At 66.5% G+C, this 16,882-nt stretch carries 16 protein-coding genes and 1 pseudogene; 13 read left to right on the forward strand and 4 right to left on the reverse strand.

Annotated elements, in window-relative coordinates; genetic code table 11:
* On the reverse strand, positions 1 to 186 hold a 186-nt coding region (locus ACOJTD_RS08030; protein ID WP_420132393.1), incomplete at its 3' end, for an ATP-binding cassette domain-containing protein.
* A 10-nt stretch (positions 187 to 196) separates the two neighbouring features.
* On the reverse strand, positions 197 to 691 hold the full coding sequence (locus tag ACOJTD_RS08035) for a YaiI/YqxD family protein (RefSeq protein WP_420132394.1): 495 nt from the start codon (positions 689 to 691) through the stop codon (positions 197 to 199).
* Positions 692 to 796: 105 nt separating this feature from the next.
* Between ACOJTD_RS08035 and ACOJTD_RS08040 the strand changes: the two genes are divergently transcribed.
* Positions 797 to 1,597: a hypothetical protein gene (locus ACOJTD_RS08040; protein WP_420132395.1), complete on the forward strand. Its 801-nt coding sequence runs from the start codon at positions 797 to 799 to the stop codon at positions 1,595 to 1,597.
* Between the two features lie 187 nt (positions 1,598 to 1,784).
* Entirely contained in the window at positions 1,785 to 3,002 is a 1,218-nt protein-coding gene (locus ACOJTD_RS08045; RefSeq protein ID WP_420132396.1) for an ABC transporter substrate-binding protein, read from the forward strand.
* A gap of 366 nt (positions 3,003 to 3,368) precedes the next feature.
* Here the strand turns inward: ACOJTD_RS08045 and ACOJTD_RS08050 are convergent, their stop codons facing one another.
* Positions 3,369 to 5,744 carry a xanthine dehydrogenase family protein molybdopterin-binding subunit gene (locus ACOJTD_RS08050; RefSeq protein WP_420132397.1) on the reverse strand — a complete coding sequence of 792 codons (2,376 nt, stop codon included), beginning with the start codon at positions 5,742 to 5,744 and terminating at the stop codon, positions 3,369 to 3,371.
* A gap of 230 nt (positions 5,745 to 5,974) precedes the next feature.
* Between ACOJTD_RS08050 and ACOJTD_RS08055 the strand changes: the two genes are divergently transcribed.
* The 3 genes from ACOJTD_RS08055 to ACOJTD_RS08065 all read left to right on the forward strand — a co-directional run bounded on the left by ACOJTD_RS08055 (position 5,975) and on the right by ACOJTD_RS08065 (position 8,281).
* Complete coding sequence (locus tag ACOJTD_RS08055; protein WP_420132398.1) at positions 5,975 to 7,039, forward strand: Ppx/GppA phosphatase family protein; 1,065 nt, start codon at positions 5,975 to 5,977, stop codon at positions 7,037 to 7,039.
* A 215-nt stretch (positions 7,040 to 7,254) separates the two neighbouring features.
* Positions 7,255 to 7,950 (forward strand): RlmE family RNA methyltransferase, encoded by a 696-nt coding sequence (locus ACOJTD_RS08060; protein WP_420132399.1) that lies wholly within the window; start codon positions 7,255 to 7,257, stop codon positions 7,948 to 7,950.
* A gap of 151 nt (positions 7,951 to 8,101) precedes the next feature.
* Complete coding sequence (locus ACOJTD_RS08065) at positions 8,102 to 8,281, forward strand: hypothetical protein (RefSeq protein ID WP_420132400.1); 180 nt, start codon at positions 8,102 to 8,104, stop codon at positions 8,279 to 8,281.
* Between the two features lie 3 nt (positions 8,282 to 8,284).
* On the opposite strand, the gene ACOJTD_RS08070 is transcribed toward ACOJTD_RS08065, so the two are convergent.
* Complete coding sequence (locus tag ACOJTD_RS08070) at positions 8,285 to 9,772, reverse strand: MFS transporter (RefSeq protein WP_420132401.1); 1,488 nt, start codon at positions 9,770 to 9,772, stop codon at positions 8,285 to 8,287.
* A gap of 148 nt (positions 9,773 to 9,920) precedes the next feature.
* Here ACOJTD_RS08070 and ACOJTD_RS08075 point away from each other — a divergent pair, with 148 nt between their 5' ends.
* From ACOJTD_RS08075 to ACOJTD_RS08110, 8 genes and pseudogenes are all read left to right on the forward strand, one after another.
* Complete coding sequence (locus ACOJTD_RS08075) at positions 9,921 to 10,169, forward strand: hypothetical protein (RefSeq protein ID WP_420132402.1); 249 nt, start codon at positions 9,921 to 9,923, stop codon at positions 10,167 to 10,169.
* 57 nt (positions 10,170 to 10,226) lie between these two features.
* Positions 10,227 to 10,547 (forward strand): hypothetical protein, encoded by a 321-nt coding sequence (locus ACOJTD_RS08080; protein ID WP_420132403.1) that lies wholly within the window; start codon positions 10,227 to 10,229, stop codon positions 10,545 to 10,547.
* Entirely contained in the window at positions 10,531 to 11,196 is a 666-nt protein-coding gene (locus ACOJTD_RS08085; protein WP_420132404.1) for a nucleotidyl transferase AbiEii/AbiGii toxin family protein, read from the forward strand. The genes ACOJTD_RS08080 and ACOJTD_RS08085 overlap by 17 nt, the downstream gene beginning before the upstream one ends.
* 188 nt (positions 11,197 to 11,384) lie before the next feature.
* Positions 11,385 to 12,881, forward strand: a complete 1,497-nt coding sequence (guaB, locus tag ACOJTD_RS08090; RefSeq protein WP_420132405.1) for an IMP dehydrogenase — start codon at positions 11,385 to 11,387, stop codon at positions 12,879 to 12,881.
* A gap of 1 nt (position 12,882) precedes the next feature.
* On the forward strand, positions 12,883 to 13,644 hold the full coding sequence (locus tag ACOJTD_RS08095; protein WP_420132406.1) for an NAD(P)H-dependent oxidoreductase: 762 nt from the start codon (positions 12,883 to 12,885) through the stop codon (positions 13,642 to 13,644).
* A gap of 135 nt (positions 13,645 to 13,779) precedes the next feature.
* Positions 13,780 to 14,805: pseudogene (locus tag ACOJTD_RS08100) on the forward strand (NADP-dependent oxidoreductase).
* A 114-nt stretch (positions 14,806 to 14,919) separates the two neighbouring features.
* Entirely contained in the window at positions 14,920 to 15,342 is a 423-nt protein-coding gene (locus ACOJTD_RS08105; protein WP_420132407.1) for an MAPEG family protein, read from the forward strand.
* 35 nt (positions 15,343 to 15,377) lie between these two features.
* A complete protein-coding gene (locus ACOJTD_RS08110; RefSeq protein ID WP_420132408.1) occupies positions 15,378 to 16,679 on the forward strand; it encodes an RsmB/NOP family class I SAM-dependent RNA methyltransferase in 1,302 nt (433 codons plus the stop codon).
* Positions 16,680 to 16,882 lie beyond the last annotated feature (203 nt).

Genomic DNA, 16,882 nt, shown 5'->3' on the forward strand with positions numbered 1-16,882 from the left:
GCGGTTGCCGCGATCGGGCTCGATCAGGCCGGCGACGATCTTCAAAAGCGTCGATTTGCCGGAGCCGTTGCGGCCGATCAGGCACAGCCGGTCGCCGGCCGAGACGCTGAGTTCGACGCCGTCGAACAGCGGCGCGCCGCCGAAGGTCAGCGCGATGTCTTTGAGTTGGATCAGCGGCGGGGCCATTCGTGGTCCATCAGGTCTGTGGTTGCGCCGGCGGCGAGGGGCGGCGGCGGGCGATGCGGCGGATCGTGGTGTCGAGCGCGGACAGAAACGCCGAACGATCGCGCGGCGTGAAGCCACGCGGGCCGCCGGTGATTTCGCCGCTGGAGCGCAGATCGGTCATCAGGTTGCGCACCGCCAGCGTCATGCCGATCGAGGCTTCGGAAAACGGCTTGCCGTTCGGCGCCAGCACCTCGGCGCCCGCCTTGACGCAGCGGCTGGCCAGCGGGACGTCGGCGGTCACCACGATATCGCCCGGCTGGACCCGCTCGGCGATCCAGTCGTCCGCCGCGTCCATGCCGGAACCGGCGGCGATCCGCTCGATCAGCGGATGCTGCGGAACGCGGATGAATCCGCCAGCGACGACGCTGACCGGGAGGCCGTGGCGCTGCGCGACCTTGTAGATCTCGTCCTTCACCGGGCAGGCGTCGGCGTCGACATAGATGCGGGTGGGCGCGGTTTCGGTCATTCGCTCTCGGTGCAAGGGGTGGCGAGGCGCTTTACGCCCGCCGCGGCGCTGGCGTAGCATCGCCGGACACGATCGCCAACAAGATCGAACAAACCGGGAGAATCCATGGCCGCTCCGTTCGAGCCCTGGCGCGTCCGCGCCTTCAACACCGCCACAAAGTCCGAAAACAAGATGCACGACGACACCGTGGCGCGGCGCTATGGCTTCACAGGCGGTCTAGTCCCGGGCGTCGAGGTGATGGCCTACATGATGCACCTGCCGGTGGCGCGCTGGGGCCGTGATTTCCTGGAGCGCGGGCTGATCGAGGCGCGGTTCGTCAAGCCGGTCTATGACGGCGAGATCGCCACGGTGACGGGCGAGCCGCACGGCGAGGGCGTCGCGCTGCAGGTCGAGAGCCGCGGAGAGCTGTGCGCCACAGGGCAGGCTTCGTTGCCGGCCCGGGCACCGGCAATCGACCTTGCGGCATATCCCGACACGCCGGTGGCGGCGACGCGCCCGCCGGTCAGCCCCGAGGCGTTTCCGGAAGGCCACTGGTTCGGCACGGCGCCGGTGAGCTGGGGCGGCGACAAGCTTCGCGAGTATCTGGACGAGATCCGCGAGACCGACCCGATCTATCGCGCGCACAATCTGGTGCATCCCGGCACGCTGCAGCGGATCATGAACCGGGTCTGCGCCGACAATGTCGTGCTGGAGCCGTGGATTCACGTTGGCTCACGGATGCAATTGCTCGCCGCCGCGACCGGCGACGACGAACTGACCGCTCGCGCCAAGGTGACGGCCAATTACGACAAGAAGGGCCACCGCTTCGCAGAGTTCGATGCGCTGATCGTCGCCAATGGCACCACGCCGGTAGCGCATTGTCACCACGTCGCGATCTTCCTGCCGCGGCAGCAGGCCGCCGCGTAGTTCGCGCTTATTCCGCTGCGCGGTCGCGGAAGCCTCGACATGCGACGTTCTGCCTCTCGCGCGCCGCGTAGGGGCGCGCAGAATGGCATCAGAGCTCAAGGGCAGACAGGGGGGACAACAAGCACGCGTGCGCGAGGCCGGCGACAAGGCCGACACAAACAAATCAAAAAAGACTTCCGGAGGAAACATGCACTTCATCCAACGTGCGGCGGCAGCGGTGACGCTGGCTGCGCCGCTGCTGCTCGGCGCGTCCGCTTTCGCGCAGCAACAAAGCCCGCTCAAGATCGGCCTGCTGGGCGACTTTCAGTCGGTGTATGCCGACATCGGCGGCCAGGGCAATGTCGAGGCCGCCAAGATGGCGATCGAGGAGATGGGCGGCACGATGTTCGGCCAGCCGATCGAGTTCATCGCGGCGGACGTCCAGAACAAGCCCGACATCGCCGCCTCTCTGGCGCGCAAATGGTACGAGAACGAGGGCGTCGACATGATCGTCGACCTGCCGACCTCGGCCACCGCGCTCGCTGCGATGGAGATGTCGAAGAAGTTCGAGAAGATCATGATCGTCACCGACGCCGCGTCGTCGGACATCACCGGCAAATCGTGCTCGCCCTACACCGCGCACTGGACCTACGACACCTATTCGAACGCCCACACCGTCGGCTCGGCGATCGTCAAGAACGGCGGCGACACCTGGTTCTTCATCACCGCCGACTATCTGTTCGGTCATTCGATCGAGCGTGACACCGGCGAAGTCGTGAAGGCGAACGGCGGCAAGATCGTCGGCAGCGCGCGGCATCCGCTCAACAATGCCGACTTCTCGTCGTTCCTGCTGCAGGCGCAGTCGTCCAAGGCCAAGATCATCGGCATGGCCAATGGCGGCGGCGACACCATCAACACCATCAAGCAGGCGGCCGAATTCGGCATCGTCGCCGGCGGCCAGAAGCTCGCCGGCATCGTGATGTTCATCTCGGACATTCACAGCCTCGGCCTCAAGATGGCCAACGGCCTGATCATCACCAAGGCTTACTACTGGGACCTCAACGACCGCACCCGCGCGTTCGGCAAGAAGTACTTCGAGCGCATGAAGCGGATGCCGACGATGAACCAGGCCGCGACCTACAGTGCGACGTTGCATTATCTGAAAGCCGTCAAGGCGGCGAACAGCAAGGACACCAAGACGGTGCTGGCGAAAATGCGCGAAATCCCGGTCCGCGACGCCTTCACCGACAACGGTTCCCTGCGCGAAGACGGCCGCATGGTGCACTCGATGTTCCTGTTCGAGGTCAAGAAGCCCGAGGAGTCGAAGGCGCCGTGGGACTACTACAAATTGCTGGCGGAAGTGCCGGGCGACCAGGCGTTTCGTCCGCTGAAGGATGGAGGTTGTCCGCTGGTGAAGGCGGAGTAGGCTCCCCACACGCGTTGTGAGCCGACGCCTTACGTCATCAACAAACGTCATCGCCGGGCTTGACCCGGCGATCCATCCTCTTCGAAAGACGCCGTTAGTCGCGCGCTTCGCGCGCGATGGATGCGCGGGGCAAGCCCGCGCATGACGGTGTTTTTTGGGGGTGGCACAGTGCCACAAATTTCAACCGTCATCCCCCGCGCATGCGGGGGACCCAGTATTCCAGTGCGCGTTTGCTGAAGCAGAGCGGGCAATACGCGCACGGCGGTTCGACAGCGCGGATTCACTGGGATACTGGGTCGCCCGGTCAAGCCGGGCGATGTCGTCAGTGGGCGGGGCGAGACGCTTCCAAATGACAGCGCCCGTGCTTCACGCCGCCGCGCTCTCTTTCGCCTCCCGGATCGCGCGCCAGATCTTTTCCGAGGTCAGCGGCATGTCGAGCGATTTGACGCCGACGTCTTTCACCGCATCGAGCACGGCGTTGACGACGCTGCCGAGCGAGCCGGCGCAGCCGGCTTCGCCGCAGCCTTTGGTGCCGAGCGGGTTGGCCGGGGTCGGCACCGGGTGGTCGCCGACGCTCATCATCGGAATGTCGCCGGCGCGCGGCAGCGCGTAGTCCTGCAGCGAGCCGGTGATCGGCTGGCCGCTGGCGTCGTAGCTCATCTTCTCCATCAAGGCCTGGCCGATGCCTTGGGCGACGCCGCCATGGAGCTGGCCGGCGACGATCATCGGGTTGATCACCGTGCCGAAATCATTGACCGCGGTGTAGCGCACCACTTGCGTCACGCCGGTGTCGGGATCGACTTCGACCTCGGCGACGTGGCAGCCGTTCGGGAAGGCGGACGGCGGTCCCTGCGTCGTATGGTCGACGTCGAGCGAGGCGGGAACGTCCTCCGGCAGCTTGGCGTCACGCAGTTTCTGCGCCAGTTCCATGATGCCGATGCTGCGGTCGGTGCCGGCGACAGTAAAGCGGCCGGCGTTGAATTCGATATCGGCCTCGGCGGTTTCGAGCAGATGCGACGCCGCGGTCATGCCCTTGGCGATCACTTGCTGCGAGGCTTCGACGATCGCCTGGCCGCTGGCCGTGATCGAGCGCGAGCCGCCGGTGCCGTTGCCGGTGTGCACGATATCGCTGTCGCCCTGTTCGAGCCGGATGGCCTCGAATGGCACGCCGAGCTGCGCGCTCAGCACCTGCGCGAACGGCGTGGCGTGGCCCTGGCCGTAGTCGAGCGTGCCGGTGATTAGCCGCACCGTGCCGTCGGCCTCGAACACGATCTTGCCGAGCTCCGGGCTCGGCGGGGCGGTGACTTCGAGATAGGAGCCGACCGCGATGCCGCGCAGCTTGCCGCGCTTGCGGCTGTCCTTCTTGCGTTGCGCGAAGCCGGCGTAGTCGGCGCGCTCCAGGGCGTCGGCGAACACCCCGGCGAAGTCGCCGGAATCGTAGGTGACGCCCGAACAGGCGGTGAACGGCAGCTGCGCCGGCTTGATGAAGTTGCGCTTGCGCAGCGTCAGCCGGTCGATGTTCATTTCATCGGCGGCGCGATCGATCAGGCGCTCGAGGAAGTAGTTTGCTTCCGGCCGGCCGGCGCCGCGGTAGGCGCCCATCAGCGTGACGTTGGTGACGACGCACTTGATGTCGACGCTGAGCAGCGGCGAGCGATAGACGCTGCCGATGTTCTTGCCGGTGTTGAGCGACAGCGGCAGCGGCGCGACGCCGGTAATGTAGGCGCCGAGGTTGCCGGTGCCGCTGAGCCGGATGGCGAGAAAATGCCCGGCGGCATCGAGCGCCAGCTCAGCGTGGATCTGCTGGCCACGGCCGTGGCTGTCGGACAGGAAGCTCGACGAGCGCTCGTCCAGCCACTTCACCGGCCGGCCCAGCGCTTTGGCGGCGTGCAGGATGCAGATGTATTCCGGATAGGAGATGTTCTTCATGCCGAACGAGCCGCCGACCTGGCCGGTCAGCACGCGGACCTTGTCGTTCGGCACGCCGAGCAGCTTCGCCAACGTGTTGCGGTTACCTGTAACGCCCTGGGTCGGAAGCTGGATGGTGTAGCGGCCGCTCTTGGCATTGTAGGAGGCAAGGCCGACGCGCGGCTCCATCGGTACCGCGGCGACGCGGGTGTTCTCGATGTCCAGCGTGGTGACGTGCGCGGCGGCCGCGAACGCAGCGTTGACCGCGTCGGCGTCGCCGAAATGATAATCGAGCGCGACGTTGTTCGGGATGTGGTCGTAGAGCTGCGGCGCGCCGGGTTGCATCGCCGCGTCGGCGTCGGTGACGGCGTCGAGCGGCTCGATATCGAGCTCGACCGCTTCGGCGGCGTCGCGCGCCTGCGCCAGCGTGTCGGCGACCACGAATGCCACCGGATCGCCGACGAAGCGGACCTTGTCGGTCGCCAGCGCAAGGCGGTTGGTCTGCAGCAGCGGCGTGCCGTCCCGGCTCTTCAGCGGCAGGCCGCAGGTGAAGGGGCCGTAATTGGCGGCGGCGAGGTCGGCGCCGGTGTAGACGCCGCGGACGCCGGGCATCGCGCTCGCGGCCTCGGTGCCGATGCCGCGGATCACGCCATGGGCGTGCGGGCTGCGGACGATGACGGCATAGAGCTGGCCGGGCAGATTGCAATCGTCGGTGTAGCGACCCTTGCCCCGCACCAGCGTGTCGTCCTCCTTGCGCAACACCGGCTGGCCGACGCCGAATTTTTGCAGCGCAATAGAGGTGTCGAGCGACGCGTTCGAAGTGTGGTCCTGCATCCGGTTCGTTCCAGCACGTGAGGGGTGCGGACGGCCGCTGGCCGCAGCAAATGTCCGCGAGGGCTTGGCGAGGGGGGCAATAGCCTCCAAATAGGCCGGCAGCGGCGGCCCGACAACGCACGATCCGGAATGCGGGCCGTGCGATGGGTTGCGCCGCGGCCCGGCGCTGCTAAACTTTCCGTGAAAACGTGATCACGACGTCGGCCAGACGGCCACGAAAGACCGAATTGATGGACGAGGAGATGCGGCTTCGCGGCGGCCCTGTGCCGGGCGAGGACCCGCAGCACGCGCATGTTGCGGTGGCCGAAGATCAGCACGAGGCGGTGCCGCACGGCGCTGTCTATGCGGCGCTCGATCTTGGCACGAACAATTGCCGCCTGCTGATCGCGCGGCCGGCTGGCGACAGCTTCCGGGTCGTCGACTCGTTCTCCCGGATCATCCGGCTGGGCGAGGGCGTCTCCGTGACCGGACGGATCAGCGACGACGCCATTACCCGGGCGATTTCGGCGCTGGCGATCTGCCGCGACAAGCTCCGGCAGCGCCATGTCACGCGGCAGCGGCTGATCGCCACCGAGGCCTGCCGGGCGGCGGTCAATGCCGACGAGTTTTGCGACAAGGTCGCCGATGCCACCGGCATCCGGCTGGAGATCATCGACCGCGAGACCGAGGCACGGCTGGCAGCGACCGGCGTTTCGCCGCTGGTCGACATCGCGGGCCGCGGTGCGATCCTGTTCGATATCGGTGGCGGCTCCAGCGAACTGGTGCGGCTGGCGCGCGATCCGGCGCGGCCTTACCAACCGCCGCAGATCCGCGCCTGGATGTCGATCCCGCTCGGCGTGGTGACGCTGGCCGAACAGTTCGGCGGCAAGGTCGTGACCCCGGACAGCTATGCGGCCATGGTGGCGGAAGTCGCCAAGCACGTCGCGCCGTTTGCCGCGGCGCATGGCGACGATCTCGACGGGATGCATCTGCTCGGCACCTCGGGCACGGTGACGACGCTCGCCGGCCTGTATCTCGACCTGATCCGCTACGATCGCCGCCGCGTCGACGGCATCTGGATGGACGATGCCGAGCTGACGACCACGATCGACCGGCTGCGCAGCATGACCTATCACGACCGCGCCCAGAACCACTGCATCGGCACCGAGCGCGCCGATCTGGTGCTGGCCGGCTGCGCCATCCTCGACGCAGTGCGCGCCGCGTTTCCGCTGCCCCGTCTGCGCGTCGCCGACCGCGGCCTGCGCGAGGGCATGCTGGTCGAGATGATGCAGGCGGACGGCGTCCTGGGCGGCTGAGCTTCAATTCCGCGCACGACCTCTCCCCGTCATTGCGAGCGAAGCGAAGCAATTCAGCGCAATGCACGAGGCCGGATTGCTTCGGCAGCTTCGCCTCCTCGCAATGACGGGGAGAGGGCGCAGCCAATGGCTCGTCCGACCCAAGTCCGGTTCCACGCTGGTTTTTCCGCGCTCATCTGCTAAGCAACGCTCGTTCACCACGCACAGACAGGGCCATGGCCAAAGACACCACCGGACGGATGCGCGTCACCGTCAAGAGCGCCGGCAGGATGAAGCTGTCGTCGAAGCTCTGGCTCGAGCGCCAGCTCAACGATCCGTATGTCGCGCTGGCAAAGCGCGACGGATATCGCTCGCGTGCCGCCTACACGCTGCTAGATATCGACGAAAAGTATCACCTGCTCAAGCCGGGCCTCGCGGTGGTCGATCTCGGTGCCGCGCCGGGCGGCTGGAGCCAGATCGCCGCCAAGCGCACCCGCGCTGCGGAAGGTCGCGGCAAGGTGGTGGCGATCGACCTGTTGGAGATGGGCGAGATCCCCGGCGTGACCTTCGCGCAGCTCGACTTCCTCGACAATTCGGCGCCGGAGAAACTCCGCGAGATGCTCGGCGGCGGCGCCGACGTGGTGATGAGCGACATGGCGGCCAACACCACCGGCCATCGCAAGACCGACCAGCTCCGCATCGTCGGACTGGTCGAGAACGCCGCGCAGTTCGCCAGCGAAGTGTTGAACCCCGGCGGCACCTTCGTCGCCAAGGTGTTTCAGAGCGGCGCCGATGCGACGCTGATGAGTCAGCTGAAGCGCGATTTCGCCACGGTCAAGCACGTCAAGCCGGCCGCCAGCCGCAAGGATTCCTCGGAGCGCTACGTGCTGGCAATGGGCTTTCGCGGCACGCCGCCGGCACCGCAGGTTTGACGCCACTGAGCCGCGCGTTGATCTGCGAGCGACTTGCACATATTCTGGTTGAGTAACGCACTATTTGTTGCGTTGGGTATCAATTTACAGAGCCGTTCTCGCAGACTCTCCTACGGTCATTCGTTGGGCTGAGAACGCAAGGGGCTTGTGGATGGATATTCTAACCCCGATGTGTCGGGCATGCGGTGTCGACCGTGAACTCGTCACGGTGGAGCACGCCAATGCGGATTTCGACGTGCCGCATTATCGCTGCCCGATCTGCGCCGACGTGCTGCGGCTCGCGGTCCGGCATCACGAATCCAGCGACGGCGACGTGGACGCGTTGGGATAGTTGCTATCCCAAGCGCTGGTCGCGGGCGTCCTGCGTCTCTTCGGTCGCCTTCTTGGTCGCGCTCTTTGTCACCGCGCTCACTTCGCCCTTGCGGCTCGAAATCTCGATCGCCTTGCGCCCGGAAATCTCGCTGCCGGCATCGTCCGGCATCCGCCAGAACGAGAACGCCGACAGCGCCGTCAGCACCGCGACGACGACGAAAGCCGGTGCGAAATCGTCGGCGCCGAGCGCCGTCGAATGCCGCAGCGCCATGGTGGCTTCCACCGAGAATGCGCCGACCGCGACACCAGCCGAGATCGCGAGCTGCTGGCCGACGCTGACCAGCGTGGTGGCGCGGCTCATCTGCGGAGTCTGCACCTCCGCATAGGCCACCGTGTTGATCGCGGTGAACTGCAGCGAGCGGAAGAAGCCGCCGACCAGCAGGATGATCATGATCAGCAGCAGCGGCGTCGCCGGCGTGAACAGCGCGCAGGCTGCCAGAAAGACCGAACTGACCAGCGCGTTGATGGTCATGATGCGGCGGAAGCCGAAGGTGCGGATGATCCGCGCCGCTAGCGGTTTCATGCCCATCGCGCCGGCCGAGGAGGCGAAGGTGACGAGGCCGGACTGGAACGGCGTCAGTCCGAAGCCGATCTGCATCAACAGCGGCAAAAGAAACGGCAGCGCGCCGATGCCGAGCCGGAACAGGAAGCCGCCGGTCAGCGAGGCGCGCAGCGTCGTCAGCCGCATCAGCGAGAAGTCGAGCACCGGCGAGGCGGTGCGCCGGGCGTGGCGCAGATACAGCAGCATCGAGCCGCAGCCGACCACGATCAGCGCGGTGACCACCGGCCAGGGCAGCAGGCCGAGCCCCGCGACCGACAGGCCGAAGGCGATGCCCGCGAGGCCGACGCCGGCCAGCACTAAACCATAGACGTCGAGCCGCTCGGGGTTCTCGCTGCGGATCGGATCGATGTAGCGCTGCGCGAAAAAGATGCCGGCGAGCCCGATCGGGATGTTGATCAGAAAGATCCAGTGCCACGAGAAATACGTCGTGATGAAGCCGCCGAGCGGAGGCCCGATCACCGGGCCGATCAGCGCCGGCACTGTCATCCACGCCATCGCGCCGACCAGCGCCGCCTTGTCGATCGAGCGCAGCAGCACCAATCGCCCGACCGGCGTCATCATCGCCCCGCCGAGGCCTTGCAGGATGCGGGCGGCAACGAAATCGTTGATCGAGTGCGCCAGCGCGCAGCCGATCGAGCCGACCATGAACACCGCGATCGCAGCCGAGAACACGGTGCGGGCGCCGAACCGGTCGGCCGCCCAGCCCGACGCCGGGATGAACACTGCCAGCGACAGCAGATACGACGTGATCGCCAGCTTCAGCGTCAGCGGCGAGGTGCCGATATCCGCCGCGATGGCCGGCAGCGAGGTGGCGATCACGGTGGCGTCCATGTTTTCCATGAACAGCGCGGCGGCCACGATCAGCGGGATCAGTCGTTCTTTTTGCATGCCGGATGAGGTCGGAGGAGGGGTGGCCGGGCTGTAGCACCTGCGCCCTGCAGTCGCTATTGCGGAAGCGGGCGTGCTTCCTAAATCCTCCGTGACCGGTGCGTTCCCTCGCACATCTGCCGGAATTCCAAGGCGCGGAGGTTCGCCGATGATCTACCTGCTTGCTGCCTTTGTGCCGCCGCTCGGCCTGTTGTTCAACGGCCAGCCGCTGTCGGCCGTGTTCAACCTGGTGCTGCTGGTCATCTGTCTGGTGCTCGGGCTGATCTTCCAGCCTCTGCTGCTGGTGCCGTCGCTGCACGCGCTGATTGCCGTGCGGATGCAGCGTGAGAAGCGGATGCATCGCGAAGTCGTCGAGGCGATCCGCCAATACGGCCCGCCGCAGGGCTATCGGCGTTGAGGGGGCGCTGAGCGGGCGATCGTCGCCGCACAGCGGGTTTTGTGATACGCTGCCATCATGCACGTCGCGCTCCGCCCACCTTCCGATTTTCTTGCCGAGCTTGAGCGGAAGCATTTCTGGTGGGAGCCGATCGGTGACGCGCCACGTTCCGCTAGCCGGATCGTGGCGCAGGCTATGAGCTATGCGAACTTTGCCGAGATCCGCCAACTCGAAACCGTGCTCGGCCCGGACCTGCTCACCGATGTGATGCTGGATGCGCAGCCGGGCTGGATCGACCCGCGGTCCTGGGAGCTTTGGCGCGGGCGCCTGCAGCGCGCGACTGGCCGGCCGATCCCGGAGGAGCCGCCGCAAAGGACGTTCGATGTGGACGACCTTTGAACCTCGGCTGGACGTCCTGCCCGAGGCGCAACTTCAAGTCTGGCCGCTGCTCGCATTCACCCTGGCGCAGGAATTCGTCCTCTATGGTGAGACGGCTGTCGTGCTGCATCTAGGACACCGCGTGTCGGTCGATTTCGACTTCTTCCGTTCGGAGCCGCTGGAGAAGCGTCAGCTCGACGTCGCTTTGAGAGGGTTTCCGGACTGCGAAGTCGTTCAAGACGACAGGGACACGCTGGTCGTCCGGACGCAATTGCCTGCAGGCGCGGTGAAAATTTCATTCTTCGGAGGTCTCGGCTTTCCTAGGATCAATCCGCCATTGCTGACGACCGACCGCGTATCGTTGGTGGCGTCGCGTGAAGACTTGCTGGCAACCAAGTTAAAGGCCGTTCTGGATCGAGCCGAGGCCAAGGATTACCGCGACATCGCGGCGCTGCTGGGAGCCGGTGTGTCTCTCGGCAGGGGGCTGGCAGGCTTTGCGCAGATTTTCCGCCGTGATCCGGCTCTGCCGCTGCGGGCGCTGGGCTTTTTCAACGACGGAGATCTGGCCACGTTGCCAGACAGCGACCGACGATTGCTCAGGGCGGCGCGCGATTCGATAACAGAAATCCCTGATTTGTCTGTGCTTTCCGGCCCGCTCGCGGCGCCGTGAAGGTGCCGCCGCGGAGGCAGGTGGGATGCGCCGCTTCCCCCTATGATTCGTCATATCGCCATGATATCGACCACCGCCAACCCTACCGACGGGCTCGATTCGACGGCGCCGCCTCTTGCGGCGCCGAATGTGTCTCCCGTCCCCGCAAGATCGAGCGCGGCCGTCGTTGCCGCCGAACGGAGTTGGCCATGGCGTCAGTGAACAGATCCCCGCAGTTTCAGGAAGCCTACACGTTCGATGACGTGCTGCTGAAGCCCGGCCTGTCGGACGTGCTGCCGTCCGAGGTCGATATCCGCTCGCGCATCACCCGCTCGGTGACGCTCAACGTGCCGATCATCGCCTCGGCGATGGATACCGTGACCGAAGCCCGCATGGCGATCGCCATGGCGCAGGCCGGCGGCATCGGCGTGATCCACCGCAATTTCGATCCGGAAGGCCAGGCCGCCCAGGTTCGGCAGGTCAAGAAGTTCGAATCCGGCATGGTGGTCAATCCGCTCACCATCAGCCCCGACGCCAAGCTGGCCGACGCGCTGGCGCTGATGAATCAGTACGGTTTCTCCGGCATTCCGGTGGTGACCGGCGCACAGGGCCACGGCCCGGGCAAGCTGGTCGGCATCCTGACCAATCGCGACGTCCGCTTCGCGACCGATCCGTCGCAGAAGGTGTCGGAGCTGATGACGCATCAGAACCTCGTCACCGTGCGCGAGGGCGTCAGCCAGGACGAAGCCAAGAAGCTGCTGCACCAGCATCGCATCGAAAAGCTGCTGGTCGTCGACGATCAGTACCGCTGCGTCGGCCTGATTACCGTCAAGGACATGGAGAAGGCGGTCGCGCATCCGCTGGCGTCGAAGGACGCGCAGGGCCGGCTGCGGGTGGCCGCGGCGACCACGGTCGGCGAGGGCGGCTTCGAGCGCACCGAGCGGCTGATCGAGGCCGGCGTTGACCTCGTCGTCGTCGATACCGCGCACGGCCATTCGCAGCGCGTGCTCGAGGCGGTGACCCGGATCAAGCGCATCTCCAACGCCGTGCAGGTCCTCGCCGGCAACATCGCGACTCGCGAAGGCGCGCAGGCGCTGATCGATTCCGGCGCGGATTGTATCAAGGTCGGCATCGGTCCGGGCTCGATCTGCACCACCCGCATGGTCGCCGGCGTCGGCGTGCCGCAGCTCACCGCGATCATGGACGCGGTCGAGGCGTGCAAGAAAGCCGACGTGCCGGTGATCGCCGACGGTGGTATCAAGTACTCCGGCGACCTCGCCAAGGCGCTCGCGGCCGGCGCCGACATCGCGATGGTCGGCTCGCTACTCGCCGGCACCGACGAGACCCCCGGCGAAGTGTTCCTGTGGCAGGGCCGTTCCTACAAGGCCTATCGCGGCATGGGCTCGGTCGGCGCGATGGCGCGCGGCTCGGCCGACCGCTACTTCCAGCAGGACATCAAGGACACGCTGAAGCTGGTGCCGGAAGGTGTCGAAGGCCAGGTGCCGTACAAGGGCCCGGTCGGCAACGTCGTGCATCAGCTCGCCGGCGGCCTGCGCGCCGCGATGGGCTATGTCGGCGCCAAAACGCTCGGCGAATTCCACGACAAGGCCCAGTTCGTCCGCATCACCGGCGCCGGCCTGCGCGAAAGCCACGTCCACGACGTCACCATCACCCGCGAGAGCCCGAACTACCCGGGCGGTGTGTGAGGTGCGGGCGCATATCGTATTGGCGCATCCGGAGCCGGGGTCTTACAACGGTCATCTTGCCGCGACCGCGCGGCAGGTACTTGCCGAGCAGGGATGGTCCGTCACCGTCTCTGATCTCTACGCGATGGGATTCGATCCCTGCGAAGCGGCGAAGCACTTCACACAACCGAACGATCCCGGCCGGTTCGACGCGCAAAGCGAGCAGCGGCACGCCTCCGCGAACCACACGCTACCGACCCATGTCGCGGAGGAGATCGCCAGGCTCGATCAGTCCGATCTTGTGATCCTGCAGTATCCGATGTGGTGGCATATGCCTCCGGCGATTCTGAAGGGTTGGTTCGATCGGGTGTTCGCCTATGGCGAGATCTATACGAGCCGGATGCGGTTCGAGAACGGCCGCTTCAAAGGCAAGCGGGCGATGCTGTCGGTGACGGTCGGCACCAGCGAGGCGACCTACGCCTACAATGGCCGTAGTGGCGATATCGACCTGATGCTGTGGCCGGTCAATTTCAACCTGGCCTATGTCGGGTTCGACGTCGTCAAGCCGTTCGTGGCCTATGGGGTCGAAAGCGGGATTCGCTATTCCGAGCCGGAAGCGATCGAGGCGCGGCTGCAGGACATCGTCGTGGATTGGAGCCGAGTCCTGCAAACGATCGCCGAACGCCCCACCGTGCCGTTCAATCGCATGGCGGAGTGGGGCGAAGACGGACGGATCATTTCGACCGCGCCGAGCTATTCGCCGTTCATCCGCCACCAGCCCTAGCGGAACGCAGAACTACGTTCCCGTCGATTAGCCGGTTCGTTGGCAGTTTTCTCCGCAGTTGGCGAATTGGATGCAGTCGCATACAGTCCAGCCTCCAATCCCGCTCTCTCAACAAGCCTCAAAAAAGGAAACGCAATGTCCAAGGCCAAGCGTATCGTTCTTGCCTCGCGTCCGGTCGGCGAGCCGACCGCGGCGAATTTTCGTCTCGAGGAAGTCGACGTGCCGACGCCGGGCGAGGGGCAGGTGCTGCTGCGGACGATCTGGCTGTCGCTCGATCCGTATATGCGCGGCCGTATGAGCGACGGTCCGTCCTACGCGCAGCCGGTTCCGGTCGGCGGCGTGATGGAAGGCGGCACGGTGTGCGAAGTGATCGACAGCAAGAGCCCCGGCTTCGCCAAGGGTGACATCGTGCTGGCGCACAGCGGCTGGGCCACGCATGCCGTGGCCGACGCCAAGCCGCTGCGCAAGATCGATCCGTCGCTCGGCCCGGTCTCGACCGCGGTCGGCGTGCTCGGCATGCCCGGCATGACCGCCTAGACCGGCCTGCTCGACATCGGCCAGCCGAAGGAAGGCGAGACTGTCGTGGTCGCGGCTGCGTCCGGCGCAGTGGGCTCGGCGGTCGGGCAGATCGCCAAGATCAAGGGCGCGCGTGCAGTCGGCATCGCCGGCGGCAAGGAGAAGTGCGACTACGTCAAGAACGAGCTCGGCTTCGACGATTGCCTCGATCACCGCGATCCCGATCTCGCCGCCAAGCTCAAGGCGGCGTGCCCCAAGGGCATCGACGTGTACTTCGAGAACGTCGGCGGCGAAGTGTTCGAGGCGGTGTTTCCGCTGCTCAACGCGTTTGCCCGCATTCCGGTTTGCGGCCTGATCGCGCAGTACAACGCCTTCGAAGCACCGCCGACGCCGAAATGGGCGACCGCGATGATGCGCCACGTGCTGACCAAGCGGCTCACCATCCGCGGCTTCATCGTCAGCGACTTTGCCGGCCGCCGTCAGGAGTTTCTCCGCGACATGTCGCAGTGGGTGCGCGACGGTAAGGTGAAGTACAAGGAGTTCGTCACCGAGGGAGTCGAGAGCGCGCCGGACGCTTTCATCGGCCTGCTGAAGGGCGCCAATTTCGGCAAGCAGCTGGTCCGCGTCGGCGCCGACAAGGCCTGACCTGAAACGTCGCGGGGCGGAGCCTCGGCATTGCCGGGACGCTGCCCTGCGGCGGTTCGATTGTCATCATCTGGCGCAGTCGCGTATAGCGGATCGACACGAAGGAGAGCGTTCATGTCGGTCCAGATGGTGCTGCTGCCGGTATTCGCATTGATCGGACTGATGTTCGCGCTGCTGCTCGGAACCTTCGCCGGCCGCTTCAAGGCGCTGTCTTCCGGCCAGACCAGGATGAGCGACATCGCGCTCGGCGAGTCGAACTGGCCGCCGCAGGTGATGCAGGTCGGCAATTGCCTGCGCAATCAGTTCGAACTGCCGGTACTGTTCTACGTGCTGGTGGCGATCGCGCTGCCGCTGCGGAAGATGGACCTCGTCCTGGTGCTGCTGTCCTGGGTCTTCGTCGTCGCGCGCTACGCCCATGCGGGTGTGTTCGTCACCTCCAACAATGTCGGACACCGCGGCCCGGTGTGGCTGGCCGGCGCGCTGGTGCTGATGGCGATGTGGCTGTATTTCGCGCTGCGCATTCTGCTCCTGCTCTGAGGCGCACGCGCGCCCGACCTATTCGAAAGTCTGCCATGACCCCAGCCGCACGGCTGTCCGCAGCCATTGACCTGATCGCCGCCATCGATGCGCAGCGGATCCCGGCCGCCAAGGCCCTCAAGGAATGGGGGACCGCGCATCGCTACGCCGGCTCCGGCGACCGTGCCGCGATCGCCGGCCTGGTGTGGGACGTGCTGCGTCGCCGCGCCTCCAGCGCGTATCTGATGGACGCGGACACCCCGCGGGCGCGGGTACTCGGCATGCTCAAGCTTGAGCGCGGCATGGATGTGGAGACGATCGCGGCGCTGTGCGACGGCGGCCGCTACGCGCCGGAGCCGCTGACCGACGCCGAGCGCGCCGCGCTGACGACCCGCACGCTCGACAGCGCGCCACCACACGTCGCCGGCGACTATCCGGAATGGCTCGACGAGCAATTCGCCGCGCTGTTCGGCGATGCGCGCGTCGCCGAGGCCACCGCGATGGCGAGCCGCGCGCCGCTCGATCTACGCGTCAACACGCTGAAGGGCAAGCGCGACAAGGCGCTGGCGTCGCTCAAGCATCTCGGCGCGACCGAAACGCCGTGGTCGCCGCTCGGGCTGCGGATCGAGCTCGGTGCCGATGCGCGCAACCCGGGCATCCAGGCCGAGCAGGATTTCATCAAGGGCGCCGTCGAGGTCCAGGACGAAGGCTCACAGCTTGCAGCGCTGCTGTCGGGCGCCAAGCCCGGCGAGCAGGTGATCGACCTGTGCGCCGGCGCCGGCGGCAAGACCCCCGCCTTGGCCGCGATGATGCAAGGCAAAGGCCGGCTGATCGCCACCGACGGCGACAAGCGCCAGCTCGCGCCGATCCACGACCGGCTGTCGCGCGCCGGCGTGCACAATGCCGAGGTGAGAGCGCCCAAGGGTGACGCCGATCCGCTGGCCGACATCAAGGCCAGCGCCGATCTGGTGCTGGTCGACGCGCCGTGCACCGGCACCGGCACCTGGCGCCGCAACCCCGACGCCAAATGGCGGATGCGCCCCGGCGCGCTGGAGATCCGCCTGAAGGACCAGGCCGAGGTGCTGGCCCGCGCGGCGCGGCTGGTGAAGCCCGGCGGCCGCATCGCCTACGTGACCTGCTCGGTGCTGCCGGCAGAGAATGTCGAGCAGGTGAGGGCCTTCGTCGCCGCCCACCCCGACTTCACCCCAACCCCGCCCGCCGAACTCGCCGCCGCCCTGTGGGACAAAGCCGACGCCTTCCTGGCTGCCACCTGGCCGACGCCCGAAGGCCTCCTCCTGACCCCGCGCCGGACCGGGACGGACGGCTTTTTCATCAGCGTCTTGAAGCGCAAAGCCTAACCCCAAGCACAGCGCGCTCCCTCTCCCGCCCTGCGGGAGAGGGCTGGGGTGAGGGCGACGCAAGCACAGTGCCTGGGGACCCCCACCCCCGTCCCCTCCCCGCAAGGGGGAGGGGAGTAGGGCACAGCGCGCTCCCTCTCCCGCTTGCGGGAGCGGGCTGGGGTGAGGGCGACGCAGGCACTGCGTTCGCAGAACAGCATCCT

Source organism: Rhodopseudomonas sp. (assembly GCF_048594845.1).
Classification (GTDB): Bacteria; Pseudomonadota; Alphaproteobacteria; order Rhizobiales; family Xanthobacteraceae; genus Rhodopseudomonas.

What these genes read in the sequence shown, in the direction of transcription:
- ACOJTD_RS08035 (WP_420132394.1), bottom strand. Translation starts at nt 691, where the DNA reads ATGACCGAAACCGCGCCCACCCGCATCTATGTCGACGCCGACGCCTGC.
- ACOJTD_RS08040 (WP_420132395.1), top strand. Translation starts at nt 797, where the DNA reads ATGGCCGCTCCGTTCGAGCCCTGGCGCGTCCGCGCCTTCAACACCGCC.
- ACOJTD_RS08045 (WP_420132396.1), top strand. Translation starts at nt 1,785, where the DNA reads ATGCACTTCATCCAACGTGCGGCGGCAGCGGTGACGCTGGCTGCGCCG.
- ACOJTD_RS08050 (WP_420132397.1), bottom strand. Translation starts at nt 5,744, where the DNA reads ATGCAGGACCACACTTCGAACGCGTCGCTCGACACCTCTATTGCGCTG.
- ACOJTD_RS08055 (WP_420132398.1), top strand. Translation starts at nt 5,975, where the DNA reads ATGGACGAGGAGATGCGGCTTCGCGGCGGCCCTGTGCCGGGCGAGGAC.
- ACOJTD_RS08060 (WP_420132399.1), top strand. Translation starts at nt 7,255, where the DNA reads ATGGCCAAAGACACCACCGGACGGATGCGCGTCACCGTCAAGAGCGCC.
- ACOJTD_RS08065 (WP_420132400.1), top strand. Translation starts at nt 8,102, where the DNA reads ATGGATATTCTAACCCCGATGTGTCGGGCATGCGGTGTCGACCGTGAA.
- ACOJTD_RS08070 (WP_420132401.1), bottom strand. Translation starts at nt 9,772, where the DNA reads ATGCAAAAAGAACGACTGATCCCGCTGATCGTGGCCGCCGCGCTGTTC.
- ACOJTD_RS08075 (WP_420132402.1), top strand. Translation starts at nt 9,921, where the DNA reads ATGATCTACCTGCTTGCTGCCTTTGTGCCGCCGCTCGGCCTGTTGTTC.
- ACOJTD_RS08080 (WP_420132403.1), top strand. Translation starts at nt 10,227, where the DNA reads ATGCACGTCGCGCTCCGCCCACCTTCCGATTTTCTTGCCGAGCTTGAG.
- ACOJTD_RS08085 (WP_420132404.1), top strand. Translation starts at nt 10,531, where the DNA reads ATGTGGACGACCTTTGAACCTCGGCTGGACGTCCTGCCCGAGGCGCAA.
- guaB (WP_420132405.1), top strand. Translation starts at nt 11,385, where the DNA reads ATGGCGTCAGTGAACAGATCCCCGCAGTTTCAGGAAGCCTACACGTTC.
- ACOJTD_RS08105 (WP_420132407.1), top strand. Translation starts at nt 14,920, where the DNA reads ATGTCGGTCCAGATGGTGCTGCTGCCGGTATTCGCATTGATCGGACTG.
- ACOJTD_RS08110 (WP_420132408.1), top strand. Translation starts at nt 15,378, where the DNA reads ATGACCCCAGCCGCACGGCTGTCCGCAGCCATTGACCTGATCGCCGCC.